General features: G+C 62.4%; 13 protein-coding genes and 1 other annotated feature. Of the genes, 12 read left to right on the top strand and 1 reads right to left on the bottom strand.

The features are described from left to right. The first annotated feature begins 121 nt into the window (after positions 1-121). The 12 genes from ACYF6X_RS15210 to ACYF6X_RS15155 all read left to right on the top strand — a co-directional run bounded on the left by ACYF6X_RS15210 (position 122) and on the right by ACYF6X_RS15155 (position 13,551). Complete coding sequence (locus ACYF6X_RS15210) at positions 122-502, top strand: DUF454 family protein (RefSeq protein ID WP_063990990.1); 381 nt, start codon at positions 122-124, stop codon at positions 500-502. Between the two features lie 279 nt (positions 503-781). Continuing rightward, positions 782-1,333 carry an adenine phosphoribosyltransferase gene (gene apt, locus ACYF6X_RS15205; RefSeq protein WP_063991172.1) on the top strand — a complete coding sequence of 184 codons (552 nt, stop codon included), beginning with the start codon at positions 782-784 and terminating at the stop codon, positions 1,331-1,333. 92 nt (positions 1,334-1,425) lie between these two features. Then, positions 1,426-3,384 carry a DNA polymerase III subunit gamma/tau gene (gene dnaX / locus ACYF6X_RS15200; protein WP_107227191.1) on the top strand — a complete coding sequence of 653 codons (1,959 nt, stop codon included), beginning with the start codon at positions 1,426-1,428 and terminating at the stop codon, positions 3,382-3,384. Then, positions 2,717-2,781: a sequence feature (DnaX frameshifting element), on the top strand. Its footprint overlaps the gene before it by 65 nt. Before the next feature lie 41 nt (positions 3,385-3,425). Further along, positions 3,426-3,755: a YbaB/EbfC family nucleoid-associated protein gene (locus ACYF6X_RS15195; RefSeq protein WP_025301790.1), complete on the top strand. Its 330-nt coding sequence runs from the start codon at positions 3,426-3,428 to the stop codon at positions 3,753-3,755. Continuing rightward, positions 3,755-4,360 (top strand): recombination mediator RecR, encoded by a 606-nt coding sequence (gene recR / locus ACYF6X_RS15190; protein ID WP_004940263.1) that lies wholly within the window; start codon positions 3,755-3,757, stop codon positions 4,358-4,360. The genes ACYF6X_RS15195 and recR overlap by 1 nt, the downstream gene beginning before the upstream one ends. A 144-nt stretch (positions 4,361-4,504) precedes the next feature. Next, entirely contained in the window at positions 4,505-6,370 is a 1,866-nt protein-coding gene (htpG, locus tag ACYF6X_RS15185) for a molecular chaperone HtpG (protein ID WP_165384402.1), read from the top strand. Between the two features lie 202 nt (positions 6,371-6,572). Further along, on the top strand, positions 6,573-7,217 hold the full coding sequence (gene adk, locus ACYF6X_RS15180; protein WP_004940261.1) for an adenylate kinase: 645 nt from the start codon (positions 6,573-6,575) through the stop codon (positions 7,215-7,217). A gap of 165 nt (positions 7,218-7,382) precedes the next feature. Beyond that, positions 7,383-8,516, top strand: a complete 1,134-nt coding sequence (locus ACYF6X_RS15175; RefSeq protein WP_063990993.1) for a sugar diacid recognition domain-containing protein — start codon at positions 7,383-7,385, stop codon at positions 8,514-8,516. A 119-nt stretch (positions 8,517-8,635) separates the two neighbouring features. Next, positions 8,636-9,901: a GntP family permease gene (locus ACYF6X_RS15170; RefSeq protein ID WP_015376868.1), complete on the top strand. Its 1,266-nt coding sequence runs from the start codon at positions 8,636-8,638 to the stop codon at positions 9,899-9,901. A gap of 9 nt (positions 9,902-9,910) precedes the next feature. Then, positions 9,911-11,074: a glycerate kinase gene (locus ACYF6X_RS15165; RefSeq protein ID WP_406880109.1), complete on the top strand. Its 1,164-nt coding sequence runs from the start codon at positions 9,911-9,913 to the stop codon at positions 11,072-11,074. A gap of 119 nt (positions 11,075-11,193) precedes the next feature. Then, positions 11,194-12,156, top strand: coding sequence for a ferrochelatase (gene hemH, locus ACYF6X_RS15160; protein WP_004940253.1), 963 nt, complete (start codon positions 11,194-11,196; stop codon positions 12,154-12,156). A 90-nt stretch (positions 12,157-12,246) separates the two neighbouring features. Continuing rightward, on the top strand, positions 12,247-13,551 hold the full coding sequence (locus tag ACYF6X_RS15155; protein ID WP_049199930.1) for an inosine/guanosine kinase: 1,305 nt from the start codon (positions 12,247-12,249) through the stop codon (positions 13,549-13,551). Positions 13,552-13,609: 58 nt separating this feature from the next. On the opposite strand, the gene ybaL is transcribed toward ACYF6X_RS15155, so the two are convergent. Further along, positions 13,610-15,301 carry a YbaL family putative K(+) efflux transporter gene (ybaL, locus tag ACYF6X_RS15150; protein WP_130017547.1) on the bottom strand — a complete coding sequence of 564 codons (1,692 nt, stop codon included), beginning with the start codon at positions 15,299-15,301 and terminating at the stop codon, positions 13,610-13,612. Positions 15,302-15,416: the final 115 nt, after the last annotated feature.

The following is a 15,416-nucleotide window of genomic DNA, read 5'->3' as shown; positions in this document are numbered from 1 at the left end:
TGATTTCAACTGGCGTAAGCTTGCCCGCGATCCTGCCGTGAAACAAGCGCCGCACGCATATTCCACCTGCGCGGCGCCGATGCTACAGTAGGCGGCAACCGATTGAGGAGCGAAGAGCCGCATGGCGCGTGGGTTATTGATCATTTTAGGCTGGCTGGCGGTGGTGCTGGCGACGTTGGGCGTGGTGCTGCCGCTGCTGCCGACCACGCCGTTCCTGCTGTTGGCCGCCTGGTGCTTCGCCCGCTCTTCGCCGCGCTTTCATCACTGGCTGCTGCACCGTTCCTGGTTCGGCCCCTATCTGCGCCACTGGCAGCAGCATCGCGCGCTGCCGCCGGGGGCGAAGTGGAAGGCTGTGCTGGTGATCGTGCTCACCTTCGCCTGTTCGCTGTGGCTGGTGAAAATCTGGTGGGTGCGCGGGCTGTTGCTGCTGATGCTGGCTATTTTGCTGACCTTTATGCTGCGCCTGCCGGTTATTGATCTGCCGCAACAAAAACAGCGCTGATTGTCCCTTAAACTCCCCAATAGCTTTCAAGCCGCAGCCAGGCGACAAACGCAGGCATCTCCAAGAGCTGACTTAGGTGAGTGACCGGGGGGGAATGCGTGCGGTCAGCAACGCTGCGGGCTGAAAGATGCAGGGGAGAGTTGCATTTGTCCGCCAGTTTGCATAGATTTGGGCGTTTTCGTGCGCGGATCGCCTGCCATTTCTTCTCCGGTGTGTTTCACCCGGGGGCGGTGGGTGAGCGGCGCGCCGGTTTTCAGGCAGTTTTATCAGGCAACAATTATGACCGCTACTGCGCAGCAGCTTCAGTTTATTAAAGACAGTATCAAAACCATCCCGGATTATCCGAAGCCGGGCATCCTGTTCCGCGACGTGACCAGCCTGCTGGAACACCCGTTGGCCTACGCCGCCAGCATCGAGCTGCTGGTTGAGCGCTATCGCGAAGCGGGCGTGACCAAGGTGGTGGGTACCGAAGCGCGTGGTTTCCTGTTCGGCGCGCCCGTCGCGCTGGCATTGGGCGTCGGTTTCGTGCCGGTGCGCAAACCGGGCAAACTGCCGCGCGCCACGCTCAGCGAAAGCTATGAGCTGGAGTACGGCACCGACAAGCTGGAGATCCACACCGACGCCATCACCGCGGGTGACAAAGTGCTGGTGGTGGACGATCTGCTGGCGACCGGCGGCACCATCGAAGCGACCACCAAACTGATCCGCCGCCTGGGCGGTGAAGTGAAAGACGCCGCGTTCATCATCAACCTGCCGGATTTGGGCGGGGAAGCGCGTCTGAACAAGCTGGGCATCGACTGCTACTGCCTGGTGGACTTCGCCGGCCATTGATGCGGCAACGCCCCTTGGGCACAACGGCCTCGCGGATCGCCGCGGGGCTGTGTTAGCATGACCCTCCAGATTCCTCGACTTCTCCGGTATTAATGAGCTATCAGGTTCTCGCCCGTAAGTGGCGCCCTCAAACGTTCGCAGACGTGGTCGGCCAGGAACATGTCCTGACCGCGCTGGCCAACGGCCTCTCGCTGGGGCGGATCCATCACGCCTATCTGTTCTCGGGCACCCGCGGCGTGGGGAAAACCACTATCGCGCGCCTGCTGGCCAAAGGCCTGAACTGTGAAACCGGCATCACCGCCACGCCGTGCGGTCAATGCGACAACTGCCGCGAGATCGAGCAGGGGCGCTTCGTCGATTTGATCGAGATCGACGCCGCTTCCCGAACCAAGGTGGAAGATACCCGCGATCTGCTGGACAACGTCCAGTACGCGCCGGCGCGCGGCCGCTTCAAGGTCTACCTGATCGACGAAGTGCACATGCTCTCGCGCCACAGCTTCAACGCGTTGCTGAAGACGCTGGAAGAGCCGCCGCCGCACGTCAAATTCCTGTTGGCCACTACCGATCCGCAAAAGCTGCCGGTGACCATTCTCTCGCGCTGTCTGCAGTTCCACCTCAAGGCGCTGGACGTCGATCAGATCCGCCAGCAGCTGGAAACGGTGCTGACGGCGGAACAGATCACCAGCGACGCCCGCGCGCTGCAGCTGCTGGCGCGCGCCGCCGACGGCAGCATGCGCGATGCGCTGAGCCTGACCGATCAGGCGATCGCCATGGGGCAGGGGCAGGTGACCGCCGCCACCGTCAGCCAGATGCTCGGCACGCTCGATGATGAGCAGCCGCTGGCGATCCTCGAAGCGCTGGTCAGCGCCGACGGCGAAAAGGTGATGGCGCAGGTCGCGCAGGCCGCTTCGCGCGGCGTGGACTGGGAAAACCTGCTGGTGGAGACGCTGGCGCTGCTGCACCGCATTGCGATGGTGCAGCTGCTGCCTTCGATGCTCGACAACCACTACGCCGCCGTGGAACAACGGCTGCGCGAGCTGGCGCGCACCCTGCCGCCGGCCGATGTGCAACTTTACTACCAGACGCTGTTGGTGGGCCGCAAAGAGCTGGCCTATGCGCCGGATCGCCGCATGGGGGTTGAGATGACCCTGCTGCGCGCGCTGGCGTTTCACCCGAAAGCGGTGATCCCGGAGCCGGTGGCGTTGGTGCAGACCGCGCCGGCGCCGATGGCGCAGCCGCAGGCGGCCGCAGCGCAACAGCCGCCGCAGTTTCAGGACGCGCCGCCGCCGTTAGGGCAGCCGGCCGCGCCACAGCGACAATCATCGACCCCATTACCGGATGCCACCGCCCAGCTGTTGAAAGCGCGGTCCCAGCTGCAACGGCAGCAGGGAGCATCCACACCAAAAAAGAATGAGCCGGCGGCGCCAGGAATAGCGCGGCCGGCAAACTCGGCACTGGGGCGTTTGGCTTCCGTGACCGAGCGTAGCCAGCAGCGCCTGGCGGAGAAGAAGGTGCCGGAAAAACCGGCCAAGCCGGAAGCCTATCGCTGGCGCGCGCAGACCGAGCCGGAAGCGGCGCCGGAACCGCTGGCGACGCCGAAAGCGCTGCGCACGGCGTTGGAGCACGAGAAAACGCCGGAGCTGGCCGCCAAGCTGGTGGTGGAGTCGCTGGAGCGCGACGCCTGGGCGGCGGAAATCGACAAGCTGAAGATCCCGAAACTGGTGCAGCAGCTGGCGTTGAACGCCTTCAAGCAGCAGCCGGAAGCGGGCAAGATTTGCCTCCATCTGCGGTCTTCGCAGCGTCATCTGAATTCGCCTTCGGCGCAGAAGACGTTGGCCGAAGCGCTCGGTGAGCTGTACGGCAGCCCGATCGAGCTGACCGTGATAGAGGACGATAATCCGGCGGAGCGCACCCCGCTGGAGTGGCGACAAGCCATCTATGAAGAAAAGCTGGCGCAGGCGCGCCAGTCCATCGTTGCGGATACCCATATTCAGACGCTGTGCCGGTTCTTCGACGCGGATCTGGATGAAGAGAGTATCCGCCCCCTTTAAACGCCGCGCGAGGTGCGCGGCCCTAGCGACGAGAGACGACTATGTTTGGTAAAGGCGGTCTGGGCAACCTGATGAAGCAAGCCCAGCAAATGCAAGAAAAAATGCAGCAGATGCAGGAAGAAGTCGCCAAATTGGAAGTAACCGGCGAGTCTGGCGCGGGCCTGGTGAAGGTCACCATCAACGGCGCGCACAACTGCCGCCGCGTGGAGATCGATCCTAGCCTGATGGAAGACGACAAAGACATGCTGGAAGATCTGATCGCCGCCGCGTTTAACGACGCCGCGCGCCGTATCGAAGAGACCCAGAAAGAGAAAATGGCCTCCGTTTCCAGCGGCATGCAGTTGCCGCCTGGCTTCAAGATGCCGTTCTGATGCAAACCAGCCCGCTCCTTGAATCCCTGATGGAGGCGCTGCGTTGCCTGCCGGGCGTTGGCCCGAAATCGGCGCAGCGCATGGCGTTTCAGCTGCTGCAGCGCGATCGCAGCGGTGGTATGCGCCTGGCGCAGGCGTTGACGCGCGCGATGTCGGAGATCGGCCACTGCGCCGATTGCCGCACCTTCACCGAACAGGACGTCTGCACCATCTGCGCCAACCCGCGCCGTCAGCAAAACGGCCAGATTTGCGTGGTGGAAAGCCCGGCGGATATCCACGCCATCGAGCAGACCGGCCAGTTCGCCGGGCGCTACTTTGTGTTGATGGGGCATCTGTCGCCGCTGGACGGCATCGGGCCGGGCGATATCGGTCTGGATCGCCTGGAGCAACGGCTGGAAAAGGAAAGCATCACCGAAGTGATCCTCGCCACCAACCCGACGGTGGAAGGGGAAGCGACCGCCAACTACATCGCTGAGATGTGCGGCCAGTATGGCGTGCTCGCCAGCCGTATCGCCCACGGCGTGCCGGTGGGCGGCGAGCTGGAAATGGTCGATGGCACCACGCTGTCGCATTCGCTGGCCGGGCGTCACGCCATCAAGTTCTGATGTTTTCCCGGATGGGGCCGTTCGGCCCCGTCATTTTTTTGCCAAAAATCTCCCGCCGTCCGCTTGAAAAACAAGACCCTGACCCTCATCTGATCCTCATTGTTCGATTTTGGTAGCCATTGTCTTTTGAGGTAATCAATGAGTATGAAAGGTCAAGAAACCCGCGGGTTCCAGTCTGAAGTAAAACAGCTGCTTCATTTGATGATCCATTCGCTGTACTCCAACAAAGAAATTTTCCTGCGCGAGCTGATTTCCAACGCCTCTGACGCCGCCGACAAGCTGCGCTTCCGCGCCCTGTCCGCGCCAGAGCTGTACGCCGGCGACGGCGAGCTGCGCGTACGTTTGTCCTTCGATAAAGAGCAGCGCACCCTGACCATCGCCGACAACGGCATCGGCATGCGCCGCGAAGAAGTGATCGAAAACCTCGGCACCATCGCCAAGTCCGGCACCAAAGCGTTCCTGGAATCCATCGGTTCCGATCAGGCGAAAGACAGCCAGCTGATCGGCCAGTTCGGCGTCGGTTTCTACTCGGCGTTCATCGTGGCGGACAAAGTGACCGTGCGCACCCGCGCCGCCGGTGCCGCCGATGACGAAGGCGTGTTCTGGGAGTCTGCCGGCGAAGGCGACTACACCATCGCCGATATCACCAAAGAGACCCGCGGCACCGAAATCACCCTGCATCTGCGCGAAGGCGAAGATGAGTACCTCGACGCCTGGCGCCTGCGCTCGGTGATCGGCAAATATTCCGATCACATCGCCTTGCCGGTAGAGATCGAAAGCAAAAACGAAGAAGACGATACCGTCACCTGGGAGAAGATCAACAAGGCGCAGGCCCTGTGGACCCGCAGCAAGGCGGACGTGACCGACGAAGAGTACAAAGAGTTCTACAAGCACATTGCCCACGACTTCACCGATCCGCTGAGCTGGAGCCACAACCGGGTGGAAGGCAAGCAGGAGTACACCAGCCTGCTGTATATCCCGGCACAGGCGCCGTGGGACATGTGGAACCGCGATCACAAGCACGGCCTGAAGCTGTATGTGCAGCGCGTGTTCATCATGGACGACGCCGAGCAATTCATGCCGAACTACCTGCGCTTCGTGCGCGGGTTGATCGATTCCAACGATCTGCCGCTGAACGTGTCGCGCGAGATCCTGCAAGACAGCCGCGTGACGCAAAACCTGCGCGGCGCGCTGACCAAGCGCGTGCTGCAGATGCTGGATAAGCTGGCCAAAGACGACGCCGAAGGCTACCAGAAATTCTGGCAGCAGTTCGGTCTGGTGCTGAAAGAGGGTCCGGCGGAAGACAACGGCAACCAGGAAGCGATCGCCAAATTGCTGCGCTTTGCCTCCACCCACGGCGACAGTTCGGCGCAGACCGTGTCGCTGGAAGAGTACGTCGGCCGCATGGCGGAAGGGCAGGAGAAGATTTATTACATCACCGCCGACAGCTACGCCGCCGCCAAGAGCAGCCCGCACCTGGAGCTGTTCCGCAAGAAAGGCATCGAAGTGTTGCTGCTGTCCGATCGCATCGACGAGTGGATGATGAGCTACCTGACCGAGTTCGACGGCAAGCCGTTCCAGTCGGTCAGCAAAGCGGATGAAGCGCTGGATAAACTGGCGGATGAAACCGAAGAGCAGAAGGCCGCCGAGAAGCAGCTGGAACCGTTCATCGAACGCGTGAAAACCCTGCTGGGCGAGCGCGTGAAGGATGTGCGCCTGACGCACCGCCTGACCGATACGCCGGCGATCGTGGTGACCGACGCCGACGAAATGAGCACCCAGATGGCCAAGCTGTTCGCCGCCGCCGGCCAGCAGGCGCCGGAAGTGAAGTACATTTTCGAGCTTAATCCTGAGCATGCGTTGGTCAAACGCGCATCTGACGTGGGCGATAACGAACATTTCGCCGAATGGATCGACCTGTTATTGGATCAGGCGCTGCTGGCTGAACGCGGCACGCTGGAGGATCCGAACCTGTTCATCCGTCGCATGAATAAGTTACTGTCCGCCTAAAGCTGAAGGTATGCGCCCTTAACGGCACCGTTAGGGGCGCATTGCCGATTTTTCCCCGCTTTTTCTCGCCTTTTGCTTGTCCGCTTTTTTGCACATTCCGCAATCGATTTCCTTCGCGCGCCTTGAGCCTGCCCCCCCTGAAATGGTATCGTTGAGCGTTTTCGCAATTTTATAAAAACTACATAGCAAGGGGATTTACGCAATGCGTATCATTCTGCTGGGCGCTCCGGGCGCTGGTAAAGGTACTCAGGCTCAATTCATCATGGAGAAATACGGCATTCCGCAAATCTCCACCGGTGATATGTTGCGCGCAGCCGTGAAGGCCGGCAGTGAACTGGGCAAGCAGGCGAAAGAGATCATGGACGCCGGCAAGCTGGTGACCGATGAGCTGGTGATCGCGCTGGTCAAAGAGCGCATCGCTCAGGAAGATTGCCGCAAGGGCTTCCTGTTGGACGGTTTCCCACGCACCATTCCGCAGGCTGACGCGATGAAAGAAGCCGGCATCAACGTGGACTTCGTGCTGGAGTTCGACGTGCCGGACGAGCTGATCGTTGACCGCATCGTTGGCCGCCGCGTGCACGCGCCGTCCGGCCGCGTATACCACGTGAAGTTCAATCCGCCGCAGGTGGAAGGTAAAGACGACGTGACCGGCGAAGAGCTGACCACGCGCAAGGACGATCAGGAAGAGACCGTGCGCAAGCGCCTGGTGGAATACCATCAGATGACCGCGCCGCTGATCTCTTACTACAGCAAAGAAGCGGCAGCGGGCAACACCCAATACCGCAAAATCGACGGCACCCGCAAGGTCGCCGAAGTGAGCGCAGAGCTGGCGACCATCCTCGGTTGATCGCAAGCGCATTGTGCATGACGCCGGGCCCGTGGCCCGGCGTTTTTTTTTGCCGTTTTCCCGCCAAATTGTGATCGCGGCAGCTTGTTGCGGCCGTGCCCGTTAATCGCTTACGCCAAATGGCGTATAACAGGGCTGCGTTTTCACCCTCAGCAGGGAGCGGGCATGTTCAGACAGACCAATCTTCTGGCGGAAGCCACCGCGCGCCAGATCGTCCAGCGTGCGATGGGTATCATCAGCCATTCCGTCAACGTGATGGACAGCAACGGTGTGATCATCGCCTCCGGCAACCCGCAGCGCCTGTTCCAGCGCCACGAAGGCGCGGTGCTGGCGCTGGCGGAGAACCGGGTGGTGGAAATCGACCGTGTCACCGCCGAACACCTGAAGGGCGTGCGGCCCGGCATCAACCTGCCGTTCAGCTTTCGCAACCAGCGGGTGGGGGTGATCGGCATCTCCGGTGAACCGGCCGAGGTGCGTGCCTACGCCGAGCTGGTGAAGATGGCGGCGGAGATGATGGTAGAGCAGGCGGCGCTGCTGGATCAGCACCAGTGGGAAAAACGCTATCGGGAAGAGCTGGCGAATCAGCTGCTGCAACCGCAGCCGAACACTGCGTCGCTGGCGGCGATGGCGGCGTATCTGGGATTGGAACTGCGCCAGGCGCGCATCGTGTGGATCGTCGAGCTGCAAGAGGCGCAGCCGCACCTGCTGCGCGAGTTGCTGGCGGAGCTGGAAGCCACCCAGCGCGACGCGTTGATCGCCATTACCGGCTTCAATGAAATGACCCTGCTGCGCCCGGCCTGTATGGCGCAGGGCGAATGGAGCCTGAAGCTGGAGCGCCAACAGGCCCAGCGTTTGCAAAACCAGCTCAAACACCGCTTTCGGGTGCGCTTGATCGTCGGCGGTTTTTATGACGATCCGCAAAGCGCCTACCGTTCCAGCCTGACGGCGCGCGCCACCCAGGCGATGGCGCAGCGCCTGAAACTGCGCCATGCCACGCTGTTCTACCACGACTATCCGCTGCCGTCGCTGCTGTGCGATCTGGGGGAGGACTGGCGCGCGCAGGAGCTGGGGCGCCCCTGGCGGACGCTGGGCGAACAGGACGAAAAAGGCGTGCTGCGCGGCACGCTGCGCCACTATTTTTCGCAGAATTGTGATCAGACGCAGACCGCCGCGCAGCTGCATATCCACGTCAATACCCTGCGCTATCGCCTGCAGCGCATCGAAGCGATAACCGGCATGAAAATCAATCAATTAACCGACGCTCTGCGGTTGTATATCGGCATGTTGATGCACGACTGAGTTGTGCCAACCCACAAATTCCACGCCGTTCACCCGGCGATTTTTTGTTGTTTCCCCTCAGGCCAACGCCGGGCGCGCGGGATATGTTGGCCTGCACATCAACCACGGAGAAAACAACAATGACAACCGTATCCACTCTGGGGGCGCTGGTGGCGTTAGCCGTCGCCATCGTCCTGATTCTACGCAAGGTGCCACCGGCTTACGGCATGATCGCCGGCGCGCTGGCGGGCGGGCTGTGCGGCGGCGCCGACCTGGTGCAGACCGTAACGCTGATGATCGGCGGGGCGCAGGGCATCACCAACGCCGTGATGCGCATTCTGGCGGCGGGGGTGCTGGCCGGAGTGCTGATCGAATCCGGCGCGGCGCACACCATCGCCGAAACCATCGTGCGCAAGGTGGGTGAAACCCGAGCGCTGCTGGCGCTGGCGGTGGCTACACTGATCCTGACGGCGGTGGGGGTATTTATCGACGTGGCGGTGATCACCGTCGCGCCGATCGCGCTGTCGATCGCCCAGAAGGCCGGCATTTCGCGCGCGGCGATCCTGCTGGCGATGATCGGCGGTGGCAAGGCCGGCAACGTGATGTCACCTAATCCGAACACCATTGCGGCGGCGGACAACTTCCACGTGCCGCTCACCTCGGTGATGATGGCCGGCATCGTGCCGGGGCTGTGCGGCCTGGTGGTGGCCTATCTGCTGGCGCGTCGCCTGAGCGATAAAGGCAGCAAAGTGATGGCCGAAGAGCTGACCCAGCATGCCGAAGGGGCGCGGCCGGGCTTCGCTGCGGCGATCAGCGCGCCGTTGGTGGCGATCCTGCTGCTGTCGCTGCGGCCGATCGCCGGTATCGCCGTCGATCCGCTGATCGCGCTGCCGGCCGGCGGGTTGGCGGGCGCGCTGCTGATGGGGCGCATCCGCCAGTGCAATCAGTTTATGGTCTCCGGCCTGTCGCGCATGGCGCCGGTGGCGATCATGCTGCTCGGCACCGGCACGCTGGCGGGCATTATCGCCAACTCGGCGCTGAAGGATGTCTTGATTAACGGCTTAACGCACACCGGGCTGCCGGCCTGGCTGCTGGCGCCGCTGTCCGGCGCGCTGATGTCGATGGCGACCGCGTCGACCACCGCCGGCACCGCCGTGGCTTCCGGGGTGTTCAGCTCCACGCTGCTCGAGCTGGGCGTGAGCGGGCTGGCCGGCGCGGCGATGATCCATGCGGGCGCCACGGTGCTGGATCACCTGCCGCACGGCAGCTTCTTCCACGCTACCGGCGGCAGCGTCAATATGGCGGTGCACGAGCGGCTGAAGCTGTTGCCGTATGAAACGCTGGTGGGATTCACCATCGCGGCAATCTCGGCGCTGATGTTTGGCGTATTTAACCTGGCGGGATAAGGAACAGTGATGAAAACGCTGAAAAAAGTGGTTATTGCCCCGGATTCTTTCAAAGAGAGCCTGAGCGCGCTCGGCGTTGCCGACGCCATCGAGCGGGGATTCCGCCAAATTTATCCGCAGGCGCACTACGTGAAGCTGCCGATGGCGGACGGCGGCGAAGGCACGGTGGAGTCGATGGTGGCGGCCACCGGCGGCGAAATCGTCCAGGTGACGGTCACCGGGCCGCTGGGAGAGCCGGTGCAGGGGTTCTATGGCCTGCTGGGCGACGGCGCAACCGCAGTGATTGAAATGGCCGCCGCTTCCGGGCTGCACCTGGCGCCGCCCGGCCGGCGCGATCCGCGCATCACCACCAGTTACGGCACCGGCGAACTGATGCTGGCGGCGCTGGAGCGCGGCGTGAAGGCGATCATTCTCGGCATCGGCGGCAGCGCCACCAACGACGGCGGCGCCGGGATGATGCAGGCGCTGGGCGTTAAATTGTTGGATAAGGATCGCCGGCCGCTGCCGGTGGGCGGGGCGGCCCTGGCGCAGCTGGCGCACCTCGATCTCGCCGGGCTGGATGCGCGTTGGCAATGGGTGAGCGTAACCGCCGCCTGCGACGTCGATAACCCGCTGTGCGGCGAAAAGGGCGCCTCGGCGGTGTTTGGGCCGCAGAAGGGGGCGACGCCGGAGATGGTGGTCCAGCTCGATGCGGCGCTGCATCACTATGGCGAACTGCTGGAACGGGAAACCGGCCGCGCCGTGCTCACCCGGCCGGGCGCGGGGGCGGCGGGCGGCATGGGGGCGGCGCTGCTCGGCATGCTCAGCGCGCGCTTGCGGCCGGGCATCGAGATCGTCACCGAAACCCTGCGTCTGGATGAGGCGGTGCGCGATGCCGATCTGGTGATCACCGGCGAAGGGCGGCTGGACAGCCAGTCGATCCACGGCAAAACGCCGATCGGCGTGGCGCGGGTGGCCAAGCGCCACGGGGTGCCGGTGATCGCCATCGCCGGCAGCCTGACGCCGGATTACCAGGTGGTGCATCAACACGGCATCGACGCGGCGTTTTCGGTGCTCGATCGCATCGTGACGCTGGAAGAAGCGCTGGCGGACGCCGATCGCAATCTGCAGGTGACGGCGCGCAATGTGGCGGCGGTGTGGCAACTGGCGCAAAGGGAAGGCCCACAGGCATAGCCTGTTGCTGTTATCGGTTTCGATGCAGGACTTTTCCGTTACAATAGCCGGCATTAATGACTGCTGACATCCCGACCCAGAACGGAATGCCGGCCGGAAAGGAAATGAGGGGAACTGAGATGAAGCAAGAGAAACACGGCGTATTACTGGTGAACCTGGGCACACCAGATGCGCCGACCTCGTCGGCGGTCAAACGCTATCTGAAGGAATTCCTCAGTGACGATCGCGTGGTCGATACGGCGCCGCTGATCTGGTGGCCGATCCTCAACGGCGCGATCTTGCCGATCCGTTCGCCGCGCGTGGCGAAGCTGTATCAGTCGGTGTGGATGGAAGAGGGCTCGCCGCTGCTGGTGTACAGCCGCCGCCAACAGCGGGCGCTGGCGGCGCGCATGCCGAATACGCCGGTGGAGCTGGGCATGAGCTACGGTTCGCCGAGCCTGGCGGAAGCCATCGACAAGCTGTTGGCGCAGGGCGTGACCAACCTGGTGGTGCTGCCGCTCTATCCGCAATATTCCTGTTCCACCAGCGCGGCGGTATGGGATGGCGTAGCGCGGGTGCTGAAAGGCTATCGCCGTTTGCCTTCTGTGGCCTTCATCCGCGATTACGCCGAACATCCGGCCTACATCGCCGCGCTGCAGCAAAGCGTGGAGCGCTCGTTCGCCGAGCACGGCCAGCCGGATCGGCTGGTGCTGTCGTTCCACGGCATTCCCAAACGTTATGCGCGCCTGGGTGACGACTACCCGCAGCGCTGCGAGGACACCCTGCGTGCGCTGAGCGCCACGCTGCCGCTGGCGCCGGAACGCGTGATGATGACGTACCAATCGCGCTTCGGCCGCGAGCCGTGGCTGACGCCATACACCGATGAGACCCTGAAGGGGCTGCCGGCGCAGGGCGTGAAGCACATTCAGCTGATTTGCCCGGGTTTCTCGGCGGACTGCCTGGAAACGCTGGAAGAGATCAAAGAACAGAACCGCGAGATCTTCCTCAAGGCCGGCGGCGAGAAGTTTGAATATATCTCGGCGTTGAACGACGAGCCGGCGCATATCGATATGATGCAGCAGTTGGTGGCGCAGCGCCTGTAATCATCCATAATCTGTATATTAGATGCATCGTGATCGGGCGGGGATGTGTTAACATTCTCCGCTTGTTAAACCGTCACCACCGCCAATCACATGAAATTTCCTGGTAAACGCAAGTCCAAACACTATTTCCCGGTGAGCGCCCGCGATCCGCTTCTGCAGCAGGCCCAGCCCGAAAGTGAAATCAGCACCTCGTATATCGTCGGCATCGATCAGACGCTGGTGGATATCGAGGCGAAAGTGGACGACGCTTTTGTCCAGCGCTACGGCCTGAGCCTGGGCCACTCTCTGGTGATCGAAGACGACGTCGCCGAGGCGCTGTATCAGGAACTGAATGACAACAACCTGGTTACCCATCAGTTCGCCGGCGGCACCATCGGCAATACCATGCACAACTATTCGGTGCTGGCGGACGATCGCTCGGTGCTGCTCGGCGTGATGTGCAGCAACGTGAAAATCGGCAGCTATGCCTACCGTTACCTGTGCAATACCTCCAGCCGTACCGATCTTAACTATCTGCAGGGCGTTGATGGCGCCATCGGCCGCTGTTTCACGCTGATTGGCGAAAGCGGCGAGCGCACCTTCGCCATCAACCCGGGCCAGATGAACCAGCTGCGCCCGGAAAGCATTCCTGAAGAGGTGATCGCCGGCGCGTCGGCGCTGGTGCTGAGCTCTTATCTGGTGCGCTGCAAGGAAGGGGAGCCGATGAAGGCCGCCACCCTGCAGGCGATCGAATACGCCAAAAAACACGACGTGCCGGTGGTATTGACGCTGGGCACTAAGTACGTCATTGCCGACAACCCGCAGTGGTGGCGCGACTTCCTGAAGGAAAACGTGACGATTCTGGCGATGAACGAAGACGAAGCGCTGGAGCTGACCGGGCTGAGCGATCCGTTGACCGCCTCGGACATGGCGCTGGAGTGGGTGGATCTGGTGCTGTGCACCGCCGGGCCGAACGGCCTGTATATGGCGGGCTACACCGAAGAGGCCAACAAGCGCCAGACCCAGCACCCGCTGCTGCCGGGGCATATCGCCGAGTTCAACCGCTACGAATTCAGCCGCGCCATGCGCCGTGAACACTGTGAAAATCCGCTGCGCGTTTATTCGCACATCGCGCCGTATATGGGCGGGCCGGAGAGGATCATGAACACCAACGGCGCCGGCGACGGCGCGCTGTCGGCGTTGCTGCACGATATTGCCGCCAACGGCTATCACCGCCATAACGTGCCGAATTCCAGCAAGCACGTGCGCAGCTACCTGACTTATTCCTCCCTGGCGCAGGTGTGCAAATACGCCAACCGCGTCAGCTACCAGGTGTTGAACCAGCATTCGCCGCGCCTCACCCGTGGCCTGCCGGAGCGGGAAGACAGCCTGGAAGAGTCCTACTGGGAGCGTTAACCCGCTGAAAAAGAAAAGGTCCGGCATGCCGGACCTTTTTTTATGCGCCGGCGGCGCTTCAGATCGGGCAGCCGCCCATTTTTTCTTCTTCGCTCAGGGTGTCCAGCTGCAGGATGTTCAGCATGCTGTTGGCGATCTCCCGTTCGCCCATCACCACCTGATTAGCGCCGCGATCGGTGATGTAGGCCACTTCGTCGTCGTAGTGGGCGCGGGCGATGATCTCGATGTTCGGCCGCTTGGCGCGCGCCGAGGCGACGATCTCGCCGGCCTCATAGCCGTTGGGGATGGTCAGCAGCAGCCAGCGCGCGCAGTCGAGCCGCGCCAGATCCATCACTTCCGGATTGGCGGCGTTGCCCAGCACCGTCTTGATGCCCTGTTCGCGCAGCGCTTCCACCCGTGGGCGGGAGTTCTCGATCACCACCAGCGGAATGCCCGCCTCGGCCAGTTTGCCGCCCAGCAGGCTGCCGACGCGGCCATAGCCGACCACCAGCGCGTGGTTGCACATGTCCACCGGGATCTGCTTCTCTTCTTCCACCGCCTCTTCGAGAATTTGCTCTTCGATGGTTTCGGTTTTGGCCAGATAGCGCTCCAGCAGGGTGAACAGCAGCGGGTTGAGCATGATGGACAGAATGGCACCGGCCAGCACCAGATTGCGCCCGTGTTCCGACATCATGCCCAGCGCGATGCCGAGGCCCGCCAGAATAAAGGCGAACTCGCCGATCTGCGCCAGGCTGGCGGAAATCGTCAGCGCGGTGCGCTTGGAGTGACCGAACATTTTCACCAGCAGGAACGCGGCGGCGGATTTGCCGAACACGATGATCGCCAGCGTCGCCAGCACCGCCAGCGGTTCGTTAATCACGATCATCGGATCGAACAGCATGCCGACCGAGACGAAGAACAGCACCGCAAACGCGTCGCGCAGCGGCAGGGTGTCGTGCGCCGCGCGGTGGCTCAGCTCGGACTCGTTCAGCACCATGCCGGCGAAGAAGGCGCCCAGCGCGAAGGAGACGTCGAACAGCTTCACCGCGCCGTAGGCGATGCCGAGCGCCAGCGCCAATACCGCCAGGGTGAACAGCTCGCGCGAGCCGGTGCTGGCGGTTTTCGACAGGATCCACGGCACCAGACGGCGGCCGACCACGATCATCAGCGCGATGAAGGCGATGACCTTACCGATGGTCAGCGCCAGCTCCATCAGCAGTTGGCCGCTGCTGGCGTTGTTGTTGCCCAGCATGTTGCCGAAGGCCGGCAGTAACACCAGCGTCAGCACCATCGCCAAATCTTCGACGATCAGCCAGCCGATGGCGATTTGCCCGCGCTGGCTGTCGATCAGCTGCCGTTCCTCCAGCGCGCGCAATAACACCACGGTGCTGGCGGTGGAGAGGCAGAGGCCGAACACCAGCCCGGAGATCAGATCCCAGCCGAGCAGCTTGGACAGCCCCATGCCGAGCAGGGTGGCGACGGCTATTTGCGCCACGGCGCCGGGAATGGCGATAGATTTTACTGCGAGGAGGTCTTTCAAAGAGAAGTGCAGGCCAACACCGAACATCAACAGGATAACGCCGATTTCCGCCAGTTCCGGCGCCAGTGAGGTATCCGCGACGAAACCGGGGGTGAACGGGCCGGCGAGCACCCCTGCGGCCAGATACCCCACCAGAGGGGAGATGCGCAGGCGGTTCGCCAGCATGCCGAGGAGGAAGGCGAGTACTAACCCTCCGACGATGGTGGTAATGAGCGGTGTTGAATTATGCATCCATACTCCTTCTGGCTATGCATCGCGGCACGGGAGAAACGCAACAAAGTTACGAAAAGATACATTTAGTTTATTGCATTTGTTCGCGGCTTGCTTGGCTAATTTGGCCTTTTTT

Source organism: Serratia sp. ID 25-353 (assembly GCF_054792795.1).
The sequence above is the reverse complement of the archived record's forward strand: the minus strand, read 5'-3'. Positions and strand labels throughout refer to the sequence as shown.